Here is an 18,858-nt window from a genome sequence, read left to right on the forward strand (position 1 = left end):
CATGAATTTGATTGTGTCATCCGTCGTATCCCGTTTAAGGCCTTATTTTGACGGACTGCTTAGAGAAGAGGGAGAGACGGGCGCGCTCTACATTTACGATGAGGAATTGGGGGATCGGGCCAGCTGCTGCACGACAGGTGAGGCGGCCTGCTTTTACTTGCTGGATTGGAAGCTGCATCAGGGAGACGGCAAGGACATCGCCCGCAAGCTGGCAGAGGATGTACGGCGTAGACAGCTTCCTCAGGGCGCGTTCGGACAACCCTATTATGTAAAGAAGGGAGAAGCCGGGACGGTCGACATTGCGGAAATCGGTGCGGTAGCGAACAGCTTATATCATCTTTATAAGGGAACTGGCAGTGAAGCGGCACGAAGCAGCCTTGTGCAGTCGGCTCAATACTTGTTGACTCAGGTGGCCGAAGAGAATCCGGGCGCCGTCTATAAAAATCCGAACGCTACAGGACACGATGTCTTGAATGGCGATATATATGCCGCCCATACTTTCGGAAGAGCATACCAGGTTACGGGAGAGGAGCAGTACCGGTCGAAGGCGGAGGAAATTGTGAGTCATGTGGCGGACCGGTTCGGAAAGCATAGCCCGGGCTGGTGGCCCTATACCGAGCTATGGGACGGCAAGGTAGGTATGGGCAACAGCGTTGCTTACCAAGGCACGATCATAGCCTTTGCCCACACGGTCGTTCCGCTTCTTCCGCCGCCGTTGCAGGACCGTTGGAACCGGGTGGCAAGGGAAGCGGTAGACACAATGCTGCAGGCGATGGAGGAAGGTCCGAATGACTTCAACGAAGCTCCCTGGTGGTGCCGGGATTGGAACAACGCTTGGGAAATTTGGCTGTCCTTCTCCCGCTGCCCCGAGATAGAAGGAGCAAGTAATTATGTCATGAGCCGGCTGCGTGAGACGGAGGAAGCTGTTATCAAGGAAGGAGCCGCTTGCTTCCGGCCCAAGGTAACCTCTGATGATCCGGAGCGGACTCCGGTGACGACAACCTTTCGCAAAGCGGCTACATTCGCAGGGATTTTATCCTATCTTGTGCTGGACCAGGCCGAGGATATAAACGCAGAATCGAGTGAAAGGAAATAGGTGATGAATCTAATGGATAGAAAAAGTCTACGTGCCGATATCGTTATTATCGGAGGCGGAACGGGCGGCTGTGCAGCAGCGCTGGCTGCGGCCAAACAGGGCAAACAGGTAATTATGACGGAGGAGACCGATTGGCTGGGCGGCCAGTTCACCAGCCAAGCCGTTCCCGCAGACGAGCACCGCTGGATTGAACAGTTCGGCTGCACCGCGACCTACCGGGAGTTTCGGAACCGGGCACGCGATTACTACAAAAGAAATTTTGCAATGACTCCCGAGGCGATGCGGAACGAACGTCTCAATCCGGGGAACGGCATTGTCAGCCGCCTTTGTATAGACCCGCGGGTGGCGCTTGCCTGCTTCGAAGAAATGCTGGCACCGTATATCCACAGCGGCCGCGTACAGGTTTTGTTGAACCGGAGGGTGGTTAGGGCGGAAACGTCCGGTGACGATGTCGTCTCCGTAACGGTTTCTTGCTTGCGGACGGGGGAAGAGACGGTGCTGACCGCTCCTTATTTCCTTGATGCTACAGAATGCGGGGATGTGCTGCCGTTAGCCGGCGTCGAATACGTGACAGGAGCCGAATCCAGGGATGAGACTGGAGAGCCGAATGCGCTGGAAGGACCTGCACAGCCCGGAGATATTCAGTCGATCACCTACTGCTTTGCCGTCGATTACCGCGAAGGGGAGGATCATACGATTGAGAAGCCGCGGGATTACGAATTTTGGAAGCAGTATCAAGCGGATTTCCAACCGGATAAGCTGCTGAGCTGGACTTCCTTCGCTTCGCATCAAAAGGGTTATTCGCTGTTTCCGGAGCCCGGCTATTTTCCGTTATGGGATTATCGGCGAATAGTGGACCGTACTCTGTTCGCGGAGGGAGTCTTCGACAGCGATGTAACGATTGTCAATTGGCCGCAGAATGATTATTGGCTTGGGAATATATATGAAGTGAGCGAGGATGAGAGAGAGCGGAATCTGGAGCAAGCGAAGCAATTAAGCCTCAGCCTGCTTTATTGGCTGCAGACGGAAGCACCGCGTCCGGACGGGGGGCGCGGATATCCGGGAATTCGCTTGAGGAAGGATGTAGTGGGAACGGAGGACGGACTGGCCAAGTACCCGTACATCCGCGAGTCCCGCCGCATCCGTGCGGAATTTACCGTACTGGAGCAGCACATCAGCCCGACGACACGCGGAGACCAGGGGGCCGAGAAGTTCCCGGATTCGGTTGGAGTCGGTTGTTACCGGATCGATCTGCATCCTACGACCGGAGGGACGGTCGGCCTCTATATCCCGAGCCTGCCGTTCCAGATCCCGCTGGGCAGCCTGATTCCGGTACGGGTCAATAACTTGCTGCCGGCATGCAAGAACATTGGGGTCACCCACTTGACGAACGGATGTTATCGCCTCCATCCGGTGGAATGGAATATCGGCGAGGCTGCCGGTTATCTGGCCGCCTATTGTCTGGAGCGCGGAGTGACCCCACGGCAGGTAAGAAATCAGGCCGAGCTGCTGGCTGATTTCCAGGCTCTGCTGGTGCGCGAAGGCATTGAATTGGATTGGCCCGCAATCACAGCGGTATAGCTTGAAGGAAATGCCCGGCAGCAATGGGCATAGGGCGCAGTATGCCCCATAGACCAAAAACCGCTAGGCCCGTCGGAATTGGGGCTTAGCGGTTTTTTATTTAATATAAAAAATTGTAAGTCTCATCTTACACGTGTTCTTATATTACATCGGTAAACGTGCCTGTCCAAAGGACGGCGATAGCCGTTTATCCTTACAGTTTTTCATTTAGACCCCCATGTCGCTGACCGCGGCACCATCAGATGATGAAAATGGATGGATTTTCAAGGTAGAATAGAGTTGAATTGCTTCAATAGTGTGAAATTTGAAAACTAAATGGATTTCATACAGTTAGATTTCTATATTCGGAAGAAATATGGAAACTAACTGGAAAACCTACAGCTAGTTTGCGCCAAAACAGCCGTTTCGCCCAAAGTTGCCCATTTTAACTGTAGTTTATCCAGTTAGTTTGATCATTTTCGCCCATTCGCTTGAATCTACCTGTACAAAATACAGTTAGACGTGCCGCTCCGCTTGCAACGATGCCTGCAGACGGTAAAATAGACGGATTTTCAAGGTAGTTTAGTCATTTTGCGCCATTCGCCTCAATCTACCTACATAAAATACAGTTAGTAACGCCCATAACGCTGAGCTGCACCATCGAATGGTGAGAATAAAGGGATTTTCAGGGCAGCGTGTCAAGATATTCAAGGTAATTTAGTCATATCTCCACGCAAATCGTGTGAATTTACCTGGACGAAATGCAGAAGGAACAGTTCACAAGGGCGGAGCCGGCTTATTAACGCTCCGTTCGACGTCCCGGTAAAGATTGTTTCCCGCAAAAAAAAACCCTCTTGTTGTTAGAAAGGCATCCGGCTTCTTACATAGTCCAACGCTTCGTCAATCTCGTGCGGTTGGAGCCCTTCGATGGATATGTCGATACAAGGCTTGTACTCGTGCAGCTTCTCCAGGAATCCGCTAATGTTAAAAGTTCCCGCCCCCGGCTTAACGACGTCTGGCCGTTCCCCTTCACGATAAACGGCATCTCTCAGGTGGGCCAATACGATTCTTTCCCCGAAAGTTTGCAGGGCCTGCCGCACAACCTCTTCCCGACTTGCGAAATTCCGATGATCAAGCAAATTGCATGGGTCGAAGACGACCCCGAGTGTACTGGAGGGGATTTCCTCCAAGATCCGCTTCATATGGTCAGCACTGGAGAGCGTATGTACGCAGACCGGCTCCAAACCGACGGTCACTCCCCATTTCTCCGCTTCTTCCGCTAACTCCGTGATACTCTCCTTTAACACCGTCCATCCGATCTCGAGGTATCTTTCGGGGTCCTGATAGCGGAACGTATCGTGATCTCCCGTCTCGGTAGCGACGATGGATGTGCCGAAGTCTCTAGCCAGCCGGAGATGTTCCTTGAAACGCCGGATTTCCTCGCGTCGGATTTCCGGATCGGGATGAATCGGATTTATATAGCAGCCGAGCACGCCGATGCGAATACCCTGCCGGTCAAAATGTTCAGCGATATAATTGGCCAACCCCGGACTTAATCGGCCCGTGCCCGTGTCGATGTCGCTGATTGCTTTGGTTAAAGCCAGTTGAACAAAATCAATCTTATGAGCCCCCAAAGTTTCGGTTAACTGTTTAAGCGGAAGCCTACCGACCGTATGGGCCAGAATTCCTAATCCCACTTGTCCACACTCCTGTTTGCTTTTGGACTTACTATAGCCTGTCGGGGAAATAGAAGCAAGAGTTTGACAAAAGTACAGCAAAATAGGTTAAGCCCCCCAAACGCCTGCTTCAGAGGGGCTAGAGGGCTTGCTTGATTCCAATGGTTAATAATCTCCCTCGCGGGGATTATTCCTCTGCCGATGCCAGCCAAGCTAGGCGGGCAGCGCCCATCCATCCCGCGGAGCCGCCTAGCTTGGCCGGCAGGATTTCAACCGGGCGATATACCGGCATCAGCCTGTCGTTCAACTGTTGGCGAAGCGGATCGAACAAGAAATCGCCTTGCGCCGTCACAGCGCCTCCGATAATAATGGTCTGCGGATTGAACGCATAAACCAGATTCACGAGACCGGCAGCAAGGTAGCCGATATAGGTGCGAATCAGCCTAACGGCAGCAGTCCCGCCGGAGCGGGCTTGCTCGAACAGCTGCTCCGGACTGGCTCCGGTGAAGCCCGCCTCTTCGGCCAGCTTAATCAGGCCTGTGACGGAGGCATAGCTTTCCCAGCAGCCGCTGCCGCCGCATGTGCAGGGCTTGCCCTCGTGAACGATTACCTGGTGGCCGAATCCGCCGGCATAACCGGCACAGCCATAATCCGGCCTCCCATTCATGATCCGGCTGCCGCCAATGCCGGTGCCCAAGGTTACGCAGAGGAAGCCGTCCAGGCCGCGTCCGGCGCCTTGCCATCCTTCACCGACAGCCAGGGCGTGGGCATCGTTAGCAACCACGACGGGCAGCCCTGATGCTTTCTCCAGCTCTTCACGCAGTCGGACACCGCTCCAGCCCGGAAGGTTCCCGCTGGCAAAAGGAACCGAGCCGTCACGAATATCGACGAACCCGGCCGTTCCGACCCCCGCTGCCGCCAGTCGCCAGCCGTTGAGTTCAGCCATACGGCGGTATTTCTCCAGCAGGCCTGCCAGCTTGCCGAGTAAGGCGTCTCTGCCCAATGAGGCTTCTGTAGGTACCGTATCGGTATGTACAGGCTGTCCGTCCCGGGATACTATTCCCGCTTTAATTTGAGTACCGCCGATGTCAATGCCGATCGCCAAAGTCGTCATCCGCGTTCCGCCTCCAGTCGATTCGGGCCGAACGGGAGCTGCCCCAATTCGGCCCTTGTTCCGTATACGAATTAGATTAATCCATGCTTGCGAATATATGCCATGTATTCCTCATACAGCTTGACGGAGGATTCGTCTCCCGCATGTACAGGGCTTCCGGGCTTGTTCATCATGCCCAGGTATTGGTAGCACAATATTTTATCAACGTGGCCCGATAACGTTTCCAACTGCCGGATAACTCTTTCCGGGGCTCCCGGATAAAGCACCTTGCCCTGAAAACGGAACACTTCCAGGTCCGCCCACAGCGGCTTGCCTGCCCGGTCGTGAGCCTCGCGCAATTTCGCGAACACTTCGTCTACAGCCTCGAAGGTGGTCCGGTTCACGCCAATTTCATCTTGATAGGCGATATAGTCTACCTCCAACGCTTTCAGCTGGTCGACAAATTTGTCATCCGCAACGATCGAACGGGTCCCGTACGGAGCGATCAATATTTTCTGGGGACCGACCTTCCGGCAATAAGCGGATAATTCATTGGCATAGGAGATGTATTCGTCCGGGAAGTAGGAATGAATGGCCGCTTCCACCGGAAAATACCAACCGGCGAATGAGGAATGGTGCCCGTATCGAGCCGCCAATTCGTCTGCGATCTCGTATCGGAGCCGGTTGCGGTCTCCGGTAATCGACAGGCTTCCCATAATCGGAGTGGTAAAGAAGCCCAACCCGACATAGATGGATATTCCCAGCCTGTCACCGGCCTTCAACACAGCCTCCAGCGGGTCCGGACATACGGTATCCCATCTCAGCGGAATAACCTCCGAAGGATAGAAGGCTTTGCCGTGCAGCGCCACTTGCAGCAGGACGAGCGTATCCATGCCGGCCTCGGCCATTTCTTCAAGCTTCTTGTCCCAATCCTGCTCTGTGAATTGCTGAGTAGTGGAGTTCCAGGTATCGCCTTCGTATGGATTCGGATGATAGAAATCAAACCAGGAGCCGCTAATTCTTTTTAACATGCTTATTGCCTCCTTAAATTTAAGAAGTGGAAGGGTCAACTTGTACGGTTGTGCTTGCTGATGGCTTCGCAAATTCATTCAAAAACGGTTAGGTGCTGATGTTTCTTCAATCCTTGTTCTGAGCTAAACGGATGGCGTCACGAACCCGGCCTCCGGACTGTTCCAATAGCCGGATAGAGGTAGCGGCATCCGTACCTGAGATCAGCAGCACAATGGCTGCTTTGACATTGTAACCGGTCTGCTGCAGAGCCTGGACCGCCGATGCTTCCTCTTCGCCTGTCGCATTCGTTACGATCCGCTCGGCGCGCTGAAGCAGCTTGTTGTTCGTCGGCTGCATGTCGACCATGAAATTCCGGTAAACCTTGCCCAGCTTCACCATAGCTGCCGTGCTGAGCATGTTAAGAATGAGCTTCTGGGCTGTTCCCGCCTTCAGCCGGGTTGAGCCGGTCAATACTTCGGGTCCTACCGGCACTTCAATGGCGATGTCCGCCGCCTGGCCGAGTGCCGAGCCCGCGCTGCAGCTCAGGCCGATCGTACGCGCCCCCGATTGCTTGGCGCAGGACAAGGCCCCAAGCACATACGGCGTCCGGCCGCTGGCGGCAATGCCGACGACTACGTCATTCGGCCCAACGGATCGGGCCCGCAGGTCGTCTGCCCCTTGCCGGGCATCGTCCTCGGCGGATTCGTCGGCCTGGATGAGCTGGCTCCCTCCCGCCAAGAGCGCCTGTACGGTCTCAGGAGGAGTGCCGAAGGTTGGCGGGCATTCGTACGCATCCAGCGCAGCCAGCCGGCCGCTCGTTCCTGCGCCGACATAGAACAGCCGGCCGCCCCGGCCTAATGCATCCGCAATGCAATCCACCGCCTGAGCTATGACGGGCAGATGCCGGCCGACAACGACAGGTACCTGCCGGTCCTCGTCATTCATGACTCGTAAGATTTGTTCCGTTGACATCTGGTCCAGGTCATCGCTGAGAGGATTGACCTGCTCGGTATCCAACCGATCGGTTTCGTTCATCTAGTATTGAGCTCCTTTAATCTCTGGAGGAAAACTCCAAAAATATATGGTTTATAAGGAAACTAACTCCATTATAAGAGGCGCTATCCTTAAAGTAAAGAAATAATTGCCAGTGGCGTGTATCCTGTTATTGGCAATGACAAAGGCAGTATTTCCTTCAATCTTACGGACATATCTGAGGCGCATTTTAAGAGATTATGCCGCGGAAATCCTTGAATGGAGTTGAGCAGACCGATGAAACCGTTCATAGCGATGGTGAATTTGCAGAATAGAGAAAGGAAACAATGAGGAGGATATTTTGGCGGAAAGTAAAACGACAAGCGCAGTGGATAACCATTATGAGATATGGAGTCAAAAAAATGATAAGGGATGGTTGTCACAGATTTGAACTGAAAGGACCAGGAAGGAAGGCCGTGATCCGGGTTCATTCCATAAGCATATGCCCGGTGCACGGTGCCCGGTCAGATCGGCATAAGATCCTGATGCTTGGCAAGCCTGGAGCAATCCCGGCATAAGCCTATGACCTTTCCTTCGTGGCCCGAATAGAAAGTCAGCGAATCAACCCTCTTTTTACAATAAGTGCATTTCTGAGCTCCACGGGCAGTCTTCTTTTTATATTGGGAGATATGAACGACATTTTGAGAGGTCTTTGGCTTGGAAAGGGAGCGGAAGAAGAACACGGCCAGTGCAATTCCGGCCAATCCGATGATTCCCGCAAGCAGCCATACGATTTTCATAATAACCTCCTCCTGTCTGCAGATGCATTTTTAATACTTTCATAGAACAAGACTTGTTCCGGCAACCCGAAGCAAGCACAATGTATTTCACTGGTTCGGGGATGGGGATGGAGATCATCCAGAGTGTGGTCATGTTGTTCGTCTTTCATCGATTGATATTTCTATTTTATCACTGAACCCGGGGACGTTCCATAGCATGTCTCGACAGGTGAAGAAGTAATAGAGTTCACTGACTTCCGGGGAGGACGCGGTTGCAAATCCGCCATAAAAAACTGCAGGGAGGCCCGGACGGCACTCCCTGTTGATTACGGCTCGTTTAGCTGATGGTTCTTTGATTCACCTGCTGGATAATCTCTTCAGTTGTCAGCCCTTGTGCATTAATGACAGATGCCCGGGTTTCGGCATTGGCGATTCCCATCACGTTCTGATCCTGACCGGAGATAACACAGCAATCACAGCTCTGCAGACTTTGTTCATCCAGTTGCAGCACTTCATGTCCGTTATTTTGCAGCGCATCTTTAACATTGCTTAGACTATTTTCTACAGCAATACGTGCCATATTTTCCAACCACCTCCATTCCGTAAAAAATAGAGTGCTTCAAAAGCTCAAAAACTATTCGTAATTTTCTATTTCTCACCTCGAAATGTAAGCTATAATGTACAGGAAGAATTCATTCGTTATTCGTTAAGCCCAGGGGAGGGACAGGAATGAAGATTTATGCAAGTGTGGATATGGAGGGCATTACCGGAATTGTGCTCAGGGAGCAGTTGATGAGGGGAGAGCCGCTTTACAACGAAGCGCGCCATCTGCTGACACAAGAAGTAAATGCCGTTGTGGAGGGTTTGTTGGAAGCAGGGGCCAAGCATATCGTCGTTAAGGATGCCCATGCTACAGGATTTAACTTTATCCCGGAATTGCTGCATCCCGATGCACTTTATTGTATGGGAGGAACACCGATAGCCGAAAGATTTCCCGGACTGGATTCATCCTTTGACGGGGCTTTGCTGATCGGTTACCACGGTATGGCCGGAACCCGACGGGCGGTCCGCGATCATACGATGAGCTCTGCATCTTACCAGTATACCGAGCTTAACGGAAATCCGGTTGGAGAAATTGTGCTGGACGCCATGCTGTTCGGTCTTCATGACGTTCCCGTCTTGCTCGTAACAGGTGATGATGCCACTTGCCGCGAAGCCAAGCAGGCTCTAGGTACGGTGCATACTTACGAAACCAAGACGGCGCTTGGCCGCCATGCCGCTCTGCTTAAGCCTCCTCGGAAGGTATACTCTGAGATACGAGAGGCCGTCAAGCAGGCCATAGCAGGACGCGACGCGTGTCGTCCGTTAGTCATTCCCGGGCCATATGAGCTTCTGCTGGAGATGAACAGCACCGATTTGGCCGATAGGAGATATGTCGACGGAGAGACGAGCATCCGATTGGATGGAGTAAGGATGTTGTACAAGGATACCGACTTTGTTCGTTTGTTGAGCCGTGCTTTAGTATAGATATTGATAAGAGCCCCGAATGCGCGAAGCTGCGAACTCCCCTGCATAGTACCCGGAATACGCTTCGAAGGCTAAGCGTCACTGTGGGGTACCCGCCAGGAGCTTTTCTCATACCGCCGGGCTGGGGAGAGGAGAGGAGAGGAGGTCGGCCCTCCATCCGGCTATTCCAGTTGAGACAGCACTTTGTCTAACGCTTCTACAAAAAGCCTGTTCTCCAATTCGGAACCGACCGAAACCCGCAGATGCCCCGTTAATCCCCAAGTACCCCCATACCGGACAATGATGCCTTGCTTAAGTAAATGTTGATAAACACGGTATGCGATTTCCCCTAACTCCACTAATATGAAGTTACTCATGCTGGGGGTGTATGGAAGACCTTTGGCTTCGAAGGCGGCATATAAATAACGGCGGCCTTCTTCGTTAACGGCGAGAGATCTTTGAACGTGCTCTTCATCTGTAAGAGCGGCGACCGCAGCTTTCTGAGCGAGCGTGTTCACGTTGAAAGGCTCCTTCACTCTATGCATGGCCGCGATGATCGGTTCGACGGAGAGCGCGAAGCCGATTCTCAAGCCGGCCAGACCATATATTTTCGAGAAGGTTTGCAGAACAACGACGGATTTATTCCGGCGGACCCAGTCCAACCCATTGGAATAATCCCCGGCCGTCGCGTAGTGGGAGTACGCGCCATCCAGCACCAGAATCACATGGCTGGGCAGTTTCTGAATGAAAGAGTCCAGTGTGGAGCGAGGAATATAGCTTCCGGTCGGATTATGGGGGGAGCATAAGTAGATAATCTTGGTCCGATCCGTGACGGCGGAAGCCATGCGATCCAGGTTATAGTTAAACCGGGGATCCAGTGGAACCTCTACAATTTTCGCCCCCATCAGCTTTCCGCCGAAGGCATACTCGGTAAAAGAAGGAGAGGGGACCAGGACCTCGTCTCCATCCTCCAAATAGGCTTCGGAGAGAAGAGTAATGAGCTCATCGGCACCATTTCCGATCATGACCTGCTGCTCCTGCAGTTGATAATGCAAAGCGATAGCCCGTTTCAGTTCTCCTCCCGAGGAATCGGGATAGCGGTGCAGCTCGGCAAGCTGCTGCATAATCGCTTCGACCGCTTTCGGAGAAGGACCTAACGGATTCTCGTTCGAAGCCAGCTTAACAACCCGTTCCAATCCCCATTCTCGTTGAACCTCCCAAATAGGCTTGCCGGGAGAATAAGGCTCCAGCTGCTCGACTTGTTTACGGGTTGAGGGAAAAATGCTGCCTAAGCTCATGGTTATTGAATCCTCCTTGAAATATAAAATAAACTTTATCACTTTAATTGGATAATACATTAAATTGGTAGCAAAGTAAAGACCATATATTTTTTTGGGCTTTTCATAGCCATTCCAATTACTTTCATGCATGCAAAAGCCGCGCAGAGTTTCTCTGCGCGGCTTGGGGTGTTGCATTTCATTTGGGCGATAAAGATGTTCTCTTAGAGGAAGCATTAATCCTGCCTTGGAGAGAACGCCCGTTTCATAGCATAAAGGAGAATGATTTCTATTAATCAGCAGTATAGAACCATTTCAGTTCTTTGCTGGTAATCAATTTCCGCTGACCCGGCTGGAATTGATAGTACACGTTTAATTTGTACTTGTCTAAAGACTCCAGCTTGAACACCAGCTCCGGATCATTGATGTTGACAACGGCTGTATGGGAGCCCAACTGCAGGGTATTGCCTCCGCCTCCAGGCTGTCCGCCGCCCCCGGATTCCGCGGAGCTTTCCAGGCTGAACTCCTGGGCGTGCTGGAATTTGCCGTCGCTATCCTCGATTTCGATCACCAGCTTGTGATTTTCGGTGTTGCTGACAACCAGTATATCCTTGCCAAACTCGTAATCGAACGAGAACTTCAGGTCGCCACTCAAGAAATTCATCGTGGTGCCGATGTTTTTCATGGACAAGGTGTACGGGAAGAATTCGATATTTCTCAAGTCATCGGACGGCTCTGATTTCTCAAGAGGCAGAGCGAAGGCTAACGGTTGAATATAGGCGTCGGGAACATCCTCTTTCCCGGCCAGCTTGCCTTCTTTGACGGCTTGGCCAATGAATAGTTGCATATCGTTCGTCTCCGCTCCCTGTGGAAGCACTCCGGACAGGTGCAGCAGAGCTTTGCCACCCGGGCTGACTTTCGATTTCAATTCGGAAATATTGAGAGGGTATACTTCTCCGTCAGGATTTACGAAGTGGGCGACCAGTTTGGAGACTTCGTTAAACCGTTTCTCCAGGTTCTCGACCTCCACCAGGGCGACAACAATATTTCCGGTCTTTCCAGTGAACGTATGTACTTCCCTCACCGAATATTGCGCCTTGCGCCCGACATCGTCGATCTTTTGCTTCTGTCCGCTGCCGACGGCCGGCACTACCATCATATCCGAATTATGGACAAACTGGATGAGGTCCTCGACCTTGCCTCCGCCGCTATTGTCTCCACCCGGAACGCCAGGTGCCGGCTGTTGGGAAGTTTCCTTCTTCTCTTGAACATATAGTTTAACATCGGAAAAATCATAGGTGTACGGGATTTTCCCAAGGTATTGAACGGTAATTTCCTGGCCTGGCTGTAAACCAATGACCTTATCCCCGCGAATGATCGTAGCGTCTACCGTTACGGCATCGTCCAGCTTAAAGTACCCGGTAAGGTTAGGGATCGACAGCGATTGGGTGCCGTTGTTCTTCAAAGTAACTTGTGCGGTGAGCAGGTCTTCATCTTCCCAGGGCAGGCGTTTGAGCTCCTCCAGACGAATTCCATAGGTACCGTCTTCGTTGGAAAATTCATAATCCCGACCGACCGATACTTCCTCCTTGGTGGAGTCCGGCAGAATAAATTCCGCAATCGGAACCTGAACGGTCTGATTGTTGCCGAGATCGACGGTTTCCGCTATCTGTAGCTGCCAACCGCTCTCATTGACATCGATTGGAATTGAGCCTGTTAAAGTGACTTCTTTCTTGACGAGCGGGTTAATTACCGTTTCCTTGTCAATTCCGGAGACGTTCAGAGGATACAGGAGTCCCTCGGCTGTCCGCAGGTTGAATTGCAGCTCGGGAAGCTTAGCCCCGCGTTTCCCGGTATTCTCCATCTCGAAATAGATGGTGGGGAGGAAATGGGTATCATTCTTACTGACGGATACGCGCTTGATGCCGTTCTTCATCGGTTCGTTCCCGATCGTGGCCATGCGCTTGGAGCCTACGGCAGTCAGCAGGGAGTAATCTTTCGGTATGGCGACCGATCCGATTGGTTTTTCGAAATCGCTGCGGGAGAAATCCCATTGGATAAAGTTGAAGGATAAATCCTCGAGATTCGTCTTATCGTTTACTTTGGCATAAAACCGGAAATCCATGCTGCTTTTGGCCGGAATTCGGTTCTTGTCTTTGTCCGCTGCGAACAGGGTTACCGGGAAGGAGGTGCCGGAACTGCTCTTAAGGCGCACCCAGTAATCAATAAATTGAATCTCATTATTTCCCTGGTTGTTGACCGTTAATGTAAAGGTGACAATTCTGCCGCTCTCCGCTGCGTTGGACAGGGAAGCCTGCTTCAGTTCGATCGTGTTGTTTCCTCCAATCGATATCGATCCGATGGAGGGTAGTTCTCCAGCCACCACTTCTTCTATGGCCGCGGTATCTTTCGCTCCATCCGCCTTAACATAAGACGGCATAGCAGTTCCTGTAGTCAAGACCGCGGCTAATGTCATTACGGCAAATGGATATTTCCAACGTTGTTTCATGTCCGGTGCTCCTCTCTTTGTTGTATAAATTAGAAAGGGAGGGCCTTGCCAATACGGCGAAGGCCGCTTCCCAACTCTTCACTCTTACCAAGACGGGCTTCGATGACTTGCCAATCAGCCTGCCGGAACGGTAATCACTTCGCCGCCGCCTCTATCGAATGAGGAGGCATCCGGATTCTCCTTCATTTGCAGCAGCAAGGCATCGCCTTCTTCCTGCCAAGCTTTTAATGCGTCGCGAATTCCGGTCTTGCCTTCCATGGCTTCATTGAAATATTTTTGTCCCAGCCATACAACATCATAAATATTAGGCAGCTTGCGATAGATTTGATAATCTTCCATAGTTTCCGGAGGTGCGGGCTTAACATTGTAGAAAGCTTCTACGTTATATTCCTCACCGTCGCTGCGTTTCGTATATTTCTTGTTGGAAATCAGATTGTTCGAGCTGCGGGATTTCAGTCTGGCCCAATCTTCCCCGTTCATGAACTCGATATATTTCCATGCCGCTTTGGGATTGGGGGCTTTCGCATTAATCGCCATCAGTTCGCTAAATCCGAAGTTATAACTGCTTCCGTCCGGTGCCGTAGGAACCGATACAATATCCCATTGAATCGGAGTGTAGCCTTCGATGTTGTCCGCTTCTTTGTTCGCATTGATCAGTTCCTTGATTTCATAGAGCGAGATGATTGTCATCGCGAGCCGGCCCGATAGGAAATCGTTATAGCCAAAAGGGTTGTCATTATTGAATCGGCTGAAATCCTCCGGATTGTTCGGGTCCATGAAAGGGATAACTTTATCTTTGCCGAGCTGAATAATCGTTTTCCATACTTCTTCCCAACTATCGGAGTCGACAGTCATTTTCTCCCCTTCTTTGTCAAAGGTGCGCAAACGTAAAACATTGGCATAATTCTGCACAGTACTGAAAAGATCGCTGCCGCCGTACGAATAGAAATTAAAGCCGTATTGGCTTCCGTCGTCCTTGCTGACCCGCTTGGCAAGATCGAAAAGATCGTTCCAGCTCATGCCGTCGGTCGGATACCCTACTCCCGCTTCATCGAACATAGCTTTATTATAAACGAGTGCGGAAGAATAGAAAGTAGGAGAAAGGGCATAAATTTGTCCGTTTCCGACCTGTTTGATTCCATCAAGGACTGCCGGGACGATATCCTCTGTATTGAATTTATTTTCCTTGATCATCGGTTCAAGCGGAGAAAGCAGGTTCTCATTAACCAGTTCAGGCATCTGATCATAACTGAACAAGACTACATCGGGCGGGTTAGGCCCTTGCATCGCCTCTTTCAATTTGACCATCGGATCTTCTTCCTCTTCCCTCGGACCCCGGGAGTAACGGTAATTTTCTCCCAATTGAACAATTTCTACTTCGATATTCTTATACTCCAATTCGAACAGTTCCGTATACTCCCTGCGGAAATATTCCTCGTCAAACCATCCGGTAGTGGTGGCGATGCGAAGCGTCTGCGGAGTCTCCTGTTTCGCGTCTCCTGTGAAGGAACAGGCCGCTAATGCTGGAGTCAGCAAAGACAGCGACAGTGCCGAAGCCCATAATTTTCTTTTGTTCATGTTTGGTCCCCCTCCAATGATTTAGGTGGCTTGATAATAATTTTCTCTCCATCAAATTCCATGGAAGCTTTGTTTCCTATATTTAATGCTTCCAGGAAAGTCTTCGGAACCTGCAGTCTTCCGACGCGGTCCAATACAACAAACTCCTCATGAACCTCGTTAAGATGGTGGCCCTGTGCGGAATGATCCAGATTCGGATTGCGCTTGATAAATTCGGTACTCGTTAATCCGTCACGGATAGCGACAACCCGGTCCACCTTGCTGGCCAGAGACAGGTCATGGGTAACGATGACAATCGTCACTCCCAATTCGCGATTTAAACGGCGGAATGTATCCATGATTAAGTCCGATGTCATGGAGTCCACGGAGCCTGTAGGTTCGTCGGCCAGCAGCAGGGAGGGGCGGTTGGCCAGCGAGATCGCAATGGCGACCCGCTGCTGCTCTCCTCCGGATAACTGCGTCAGCCTGTTATTGACCCGTTCCTTCAGCCCGACCCACTCCAGCAGCTGCAGGGCATAGGCCCGGTCTACCTTGCCTCCCAGCATCATGGGAGTCTCCACATTCTCCAGAGCCGTGAGGTAAGGGAGCAGGTTGCGCGCATTATTCTGCCATACAAAGCCGACTGTTTTGCGCTTGTATTCGACCAATTGCTTGTCGGTTATTTTAAGTAAGTCCCATTCTCCTACACGAACCTGACCGGCGGACGGCCGGTCCAGGCCGCCCAATATGTTCAGGAAGGTAGACTTGCCGCTTCCGCTGTTTCCGATGATCGCCATCATTTCGCCCTGCTTGACTTCTATGTTTAAGCCTTGAAGAGCGACAACCTCGATATCATCGGTTTTGAATATCTTGACAAGTCCTTCACAATGAATCATCGTCTTATCGCTCCTCTCCCATTTTTACAGCTTGATGAACACGAAGTCTGCGGATATGAGCGAACAAGAGCGCTGCTCCTGTCAGCATCATGAAGGCAACGACGATGTACAACTGATTGGTATCCTTCGCATCGAAGATAACGCGGAATGGCGGTACCTGCTGTTTGACGTCGTCGGCAGTTTGCAGGAACGGCAAGAACAGATAACTGGTCAGCTTGCCGATACCGATTCCGACTGCAATAGCCAGCCCTGCGGTGAAAACCTGCTCCATAAGAAGCATGAAGGTCAATTGTTTTCGCTTGAGCCCCATCGCCCTCAGTACGCCGAATTGTACGACCCGGCCGGACAGGTTAAAGAACCAGAACAGCAGATAACCGATTAGAGAAACCAGTACCGATACAAGGAAGCCAAGACTGAGAATGCCGAATACTCCTCCGCGGGACGGATGCTTGTTCTGCGAAATCAATTCGCTGCGGACATCCTTCACGCTGGCAACCTCGATATTCTGCCGGGCCAATTCTTCCAGAATCGGAGCGACCTTGGCTCCTTCCTCCATCTTCAGCCATACTTCATAAGGCAGAAGAGGGACCTGATCGTAAATGTACTCCAGATTGGCGACGAAGAAGGGAGATTGCTCGGGATATTGTCCTGGCCAGTATGGCAGAATACCGACGACAACAAATTCCACGGGCTGCTGCTGAATGGAAATGGTCAGGACGTCGCCTTCCTTCAACTGATACCTCTCCGCGAAATTGCTTGGAATGAGAACCGATTGCTCGTAAATTCCCAACTGGTTAAGATACTGATGCGGCTTGTATGGGAACAAGTCATCCCGGAACCAGGCGACATGATAGTATTGATCATTGTCAATCCCGATTAGAGTACCTTGGCCGGCCGATCTTCCGGAGACGAGGACGCTCCCTTTGGTCTGAAGAACACGGGCTGCATGTTCAACGCCCTCCATCTGGCGGAAAATTTCGAATGGGGGCTCTAAATATCGCAATTGGGATGGTGGGACGTTGCCTGGGCCTCCCGGGCCTCCAGGCCCTCCGGGACCGCCGGGATTTCCGCCTCCCGAGTTCCCCCCGCCAGTATTCCCTCCGCCCGTATTGCCTCCGTTGTCGCCTTGACCATTGTCGGGTCTGCGGTCACGGGGCAGATCGTCCGAGACGGTGTCCCAGACGGTTTGGATTACGACATCCGTTCCAAATTGATAAAGAGTCCGTTCCGTCGAGTTCAAATCGATGGTTCGCGCAGCCGAGGAGTTATAGATTCCAAGACCGAGCGTCAGCATGAGCAGCAGCATCAACGGATAGTACGTCATTGCCGAGCGTGAGAGCTGATTCAGCGTCAAATAAGACGATACGGACAGGAACGGTTTGCAAATCCAGCCCAGCAACTTGAGCAGCCATGGAAAAATTCTTAGTACAATCAAGCCAAGCGAAAAGATCGAGATGGCCGGTATGAAGAACAACAGCGGCTGAACCTGCATTTGATCGGCGGACAGTCCGGTTTGCATACTGAAGAACTGTCTCTGTTGAAACAAGTACCATCCGTATCCGACAAGGCCAAGCAGAGCGACATCCAGAAACCAGCGCTGCCAGAAAGGCCTCTTCGTTCTGGCCAACTTCTGTTTGTGTGTCACGATGGACGATCTGGCGAAGGTGATGGCCGGAATCAGGCTGGCCGCGATGGCGATCAGTACGGCACCTGCGCCATAGAGCCACATCTCGATGGAGAAGCCTACCGGTATGGATTTACGGTCAACGAAGGTCAGGAATCCGCTGCTAGCTCCGATGCTCTTCGCCATAAACCAGCCTATCAAGGTACCGATAATAAGAGCGGTGCCGCCAAGCAGAACACCTTCCAGGAAGAAAATATTAATGATCTGCCTGGTGCTTCCCCCGCGGGAACGTAGAACTGCAATGTCATTGCGCTGTCTTTCCAAGGCTTGGCGGGAATTCATTATGATGTAGTAAAACACCATCGCGATCATCGGTGCCGCCAGAGTAAACAACAGGAACTGAAGCTGCATTCCCTGCTTGCGGAATTCTCCAAGCAAATCCAGGAAGGAAATATCCACTTTCGTATCCTTCAACTGCTGATACAGGTTAATGTCGAGCCGCTCCAGCTTTCTTTCCAAACTCGCAATTTGACTTGTCTGAATATCCTTCAGATCGAAGGCATAGTACCAGTTGGACATACTAAGCGGGATTTTCTTGTTCTCCAGCAATTCCTTCTGAAAAACTCCCTCGTCTACCAGCATAGTATTCAGAAGCGATTCCATTTGCTGAAACCAATAGGGACTGGTTTCCTGCTTCGGCTTGAATACCCCTACGATCTTGATTTTGACAGGCGGAATGCCGAAACCGCCGGAAATCGGGTAGTTATATACCTCGCCTACCCGTAAATCATTGCGGTATAACGCTTCATCCAGCATGATGACTTCAACGGCCCCGTCCTTGATTTCCTTGGAATACAGGGAACCGGATGTAATTTCGATCTGCTCCTCCAAGTCTGAATAGGAGGACAGGGTCATCTGCCTGCGCTGGGTCGATTCGATTCGGGATGAATCGACCGGTGTAATGGAAGCGCCGCGGATGGATTGGCTCCTTACAAAGACGGAATAAGGAAAGCCCAGATCCTGCGGAACCTGCTCCCGTATGTATCGATCTACCTCATTAACGTCTGCCAGTTCCGGCCGGTCAGAGCCCACCGCCTGGTAACGCATCAGCAAGGAGCCGGGAGGCATGCCGCCTTCCAATTCCTGCAGTGATTTGGCGACTACCCGCTTCAAAGCTCCGTCCGCATACATCGGAATGCTTGTCGTAAAGGAGACCGCCACTATTAATCCGACCAGGGAACTTAGTGTCAGCCATCGGGTGTTCCACATTTTTCGAATAAGAAAACGAAGCATAGCCATAAG

Annotated in this window: 14 protein-coding genes; 3 read left to right on the forward strand and 11 right to left on the reverse strand. The window is 51.7% G+C overall.

Features of this window, described 5'->3' with window-relative positions; all coding sequences use genetic code 11:
• Position 1: 1 nt before the first annotated feature.
• Together ACTHRH_RS07170 and ACTHRH_RS07175 are read left to right on the forward strand one after the other, a co-directional pair.
• Entirely contained in the window at positions 2-1,096 is a 1,095-nt protein-coding gene (locus tag ACTHRH_RS07170) for a hypothetical protein (RefSeq protein ID WP_379288151.1), read from the forward strand.
• A 12-nt stretch (positions 1,097-1,108) separates the two neighbouring features.
• Complete coding sequence (locus ACTHRH_RS07175; protein WP_379288149.1) at positions 1,109-2,677, forward strand: FAD-dependent oxidoreductase; 1,569 nt, start codon at positions 1,109-1,111, stop codon at positions 2,675-2,677.
• 839 nt (positions 2,678-3,516) lie between these two features.
• On the opposite strand, the gene ACTHRH_RS07180 is transcribed toward ACTHRH_RS07175, so the two are convergent.
• The 6 genes from ACTHRH_RS07180 to ACTHRH_RS07205 form a co-directional block, all read right to left on the reverse strand.
• Positions 3,517-4,353 carry a sugar phosphate isomerase/epimerase family protein gene (locus ACTHRH_RS07180; RefSeq protein WP_440414802.1) on the reverse strand — a complete coding sequence of 279 codons (837 nt, stop codon included), beginning with the start codon at positions 4,351-4,353 and terminating at the stop codon, positions 3,517-3,519.
• 166 nt (positions 4,354-4,519) lie between these two features.
• A complete protein-coding gene (locus ACTHRH_RS07185) occupies positions 4,520-5,446 on the reverse strand; it encodes an ROK family protein (protein WP_144941819.1) in 927 nt (308 codons plus the stop codon).
• Between the two features lie 71 nt (positions 5,447-5,517).
• Positions 5,518-6,456 (reverse strand): DUF4434 domain-containing protein, encoded by a 939-nt coding sequence (locus ACTHRH_RS07190; RefSeq protein WP_150960284.1) that lies wholly within the window; start codon positions 6,454-6,456, stop codon positions 5,518-5,520.
• Between the two features lie 106 nt (positions 6,457-6,562).
• The gene (gene murQ / locus ACTHRH_RS07195; RefSeq protein WP_440414804.1) at positions 6,563-7,471 is read right to left on the reverse strand and encodes an N-acetylmuramic acid 6-phosphate etherase; all 909 of its coding nucleotides are present in this window, start codon (positions 7,469-7,471) and stop codon (positions 6,563-6,565) included.
• A gap of 461 nt (positions 7,472-7,932) precedes the next feature.
• On the reverse strand, positions 7,933-8,208 hold the full coding sequence (locus tag ACTHRH_RS07200) for a hypothetical protein (protein ID WP_144941814.1): 276 nt from the start codon (positions 8,206-8,208) through the stop codon (positions 7,933-7,935).
• 316 nt (positions 8,209-8,524) lie between these two features.
• The gene (locus ACTHRH_RS07205) at positions 8,525-8,767 is read right to left on the reverse strand and encodes a YkuS family protein (protein WP_379288142.1); all 243 of its coding nucleotides are present in this window, start codon (positions 8,765-8,767) and stop codon (positions 8,525-8,527) included.
• A 149-nt stretch (positions 8,768-8,916) separates the two neighbouring features.
• Here ACTHRH_RS07205 and ACTHRH_RS07210 point away from each other — a divergent pair, with 149 nt between their 5' ends.
• Complete coding sequence (locus ACTHRH_RS07210; protein ID WP_144939037.1) at positions 8,917-9,714, forward strand: M55 family metallopeptidase; 798 nt, start codon at positions 8,917-8,919, stop codon at positions 9,712-9,714.
• 161 nt (positions 9,715-9,875) lie between these two features.
• Here the strand turns inward: ACTHRH_RS07210 and hisC are convergent, their stop codons facing one another.
• From hisC to ACTHRH_RS07235, 5 genes are all read right to left on the reverse strand, one after another.
• Positions 9,876-10,991: a histidinol-phosphate transaminase gene (hisC, locus tag ACTHRH_RS07215; protein WP_150960299.1), complete on the reverse strand. Its 1,116-nt coding sequence runs from the start codon at positions 10,989-10,991 to the stop codon at positions 9,876-9,878.
• A 271-nt stretch (positions 10,992-11,262) separates the two neighbouring features.
• Positions 11,263-13,479 carry a hypothetical protein gene (locus ACTHRH_RS07220; protein WP_440414807.1) on the reverse strand — a complete coding sequence of 739 codons (2,217 nt, stop codon included), beginning with the start codon at positions 13,477-13,479 and terminating at the stop codon, positions 11,263-11,265.
• Between the two features lie 114 nt (positions 13,480-13,593).
• Complete coding sequence (locus ACTHRH_RS07225) at positions 13,594-15,057, reverse strand: ABC transporter substrate-binding protein (RefSeq protein ID WP_440414809.1); 1,464 nt, start codon at positions 15,055-15,057, stop codon at positions 13,594-13,596.
• Positions 15,054-15,932: an ABC transporter ATP-binding protein gene (locus ACTHRH_RS07230; protein WP_144939045.1), complete on the reverse strand. Its 879-nt coding sequence runs from the start codon at positions 15,930-15,932 to the stop codon at positions 15,054-15,056. The genes ACTHRH_RS07225 and ACTHRH_RS07230 overlap by 4 nt, the downstream gene beginning before the upstream one ends.
• Before the next feature lie 4 nt (positions 15,933-15,936).
• Positions 15,937-18,855: an ABC transporter permease gene (locus ACTHRH_RS07235; protein ID WP_440414812.1), complete on the reverse strand. Its 2,919-nt coding sequence runs from the start codon at positions 18,853-18,855 to the stop codon at positions 15,937-15,939.
• Positions 18,856-18,858 lie beyond the last annotated feature (3 nt).

This window comes from Paenibacillus sp. SAFN-117 (genome assembly GCF_051966115.1).
Classification (GTDB): domain Bacteria; phylum Bacillota; class Bacilli; order Paenibacillales; family NBRC-103111; genus Paenibacillus_L; species Paenibacillus_L residui.

Bases quoted from the DNA above. Each gene is read 5' to 3' on its own strand.
- ACTHRH_RS07205 (WP_379288142.1), bottom strand. From the start codon at position 8,767: ATGGCACGTATTGCTGTAGAAAATAGTCTAAGCAATGTTAAAGATGCG.
- ACTHRH_RS07225 (WP_440414809.1), bottom strand. From the start codon at position 15,057: ATGAACAAAAGAAAATTATGGGCTTCGGCACTGTCGCTGTCTTTGCTG.
- ACTHRH_RS07170 (WP_379288151.1), top strand. From the start codon at position 2: ATGAATTTGATTGTGTCATCCGTCGTATCCCGTTTAAGGCCTTATTTT.
- ACTHRH_RS07210 (WP_144939037.1), top strand. From the start codon at position 8,917: ATGAAGATTTATGCAAGTGTGGATATGGAGGGCATTACCGGAATTGTG.
- ACTHRH_RS07175 (WP_379288149.1), top strand. From the start codon at position 1,109: ATGGATAGAAAAAGTCTACGTGCCGATATCGTTATTATCGGAGGCGGA.
- ACTHRH_RS07220 (WP_440414807.1), bottom strand. From the start codon at position 13,479: ATGAAACAACGTTGGAAATATCCATTTGCCGTAATGACATTAGCCGCG.
- murQ (WP_440414804.1), bottom strand. From the start codon at position 7,471: ATGAACGAAACCGATCGGTTGGATACCGAGCAGGTCAATCCTCTCAGC.
- ACTHRH_RS07230 (WP_144939045.1), bottom strand. From the start codon at position 15,932: ATGATTCATTGTGAAGGACTTGTCAAGATATTCAAAACCGATGATATC.
- ACTHRH_RS07185 (WP_144941819.1), bottom strand. From the start codon at position 5,446: ATGACGACTTTGGCGATCGGCATTGACATCGGCGGTACTCAAATTAAA.
- hisC (WP_150960299.1), bottom strand. From the start codon at position 10,991: ATGAGCTTAGGCAGCATTTTTCCCTCAACCCGTAAACAAGTCGAGCAG.
- ACTHRH_RS07190 (WP_150960284.1), bottom strand. From the start codon at position 6,456: ATGTTAAAAAGAATTAGCGGCTCCTGGTTTGATTTCTATCATCCGAAT.
- ACTHRH_RS07200 (WP_144941814.1), bottom strand. From the start codon at position 8,208: ATGAAAATCGTATGGCTGCTTGCGGGAATCATCGGATTGGCCGGAATT.
- ACTHRH_RS07235 (WP_440414812.1), bottom strand. From the start codon at position 18,855: ATGGCTATGCTTCGTTTTCTTATTCGAAAAATGTGGAACACCCGATGG.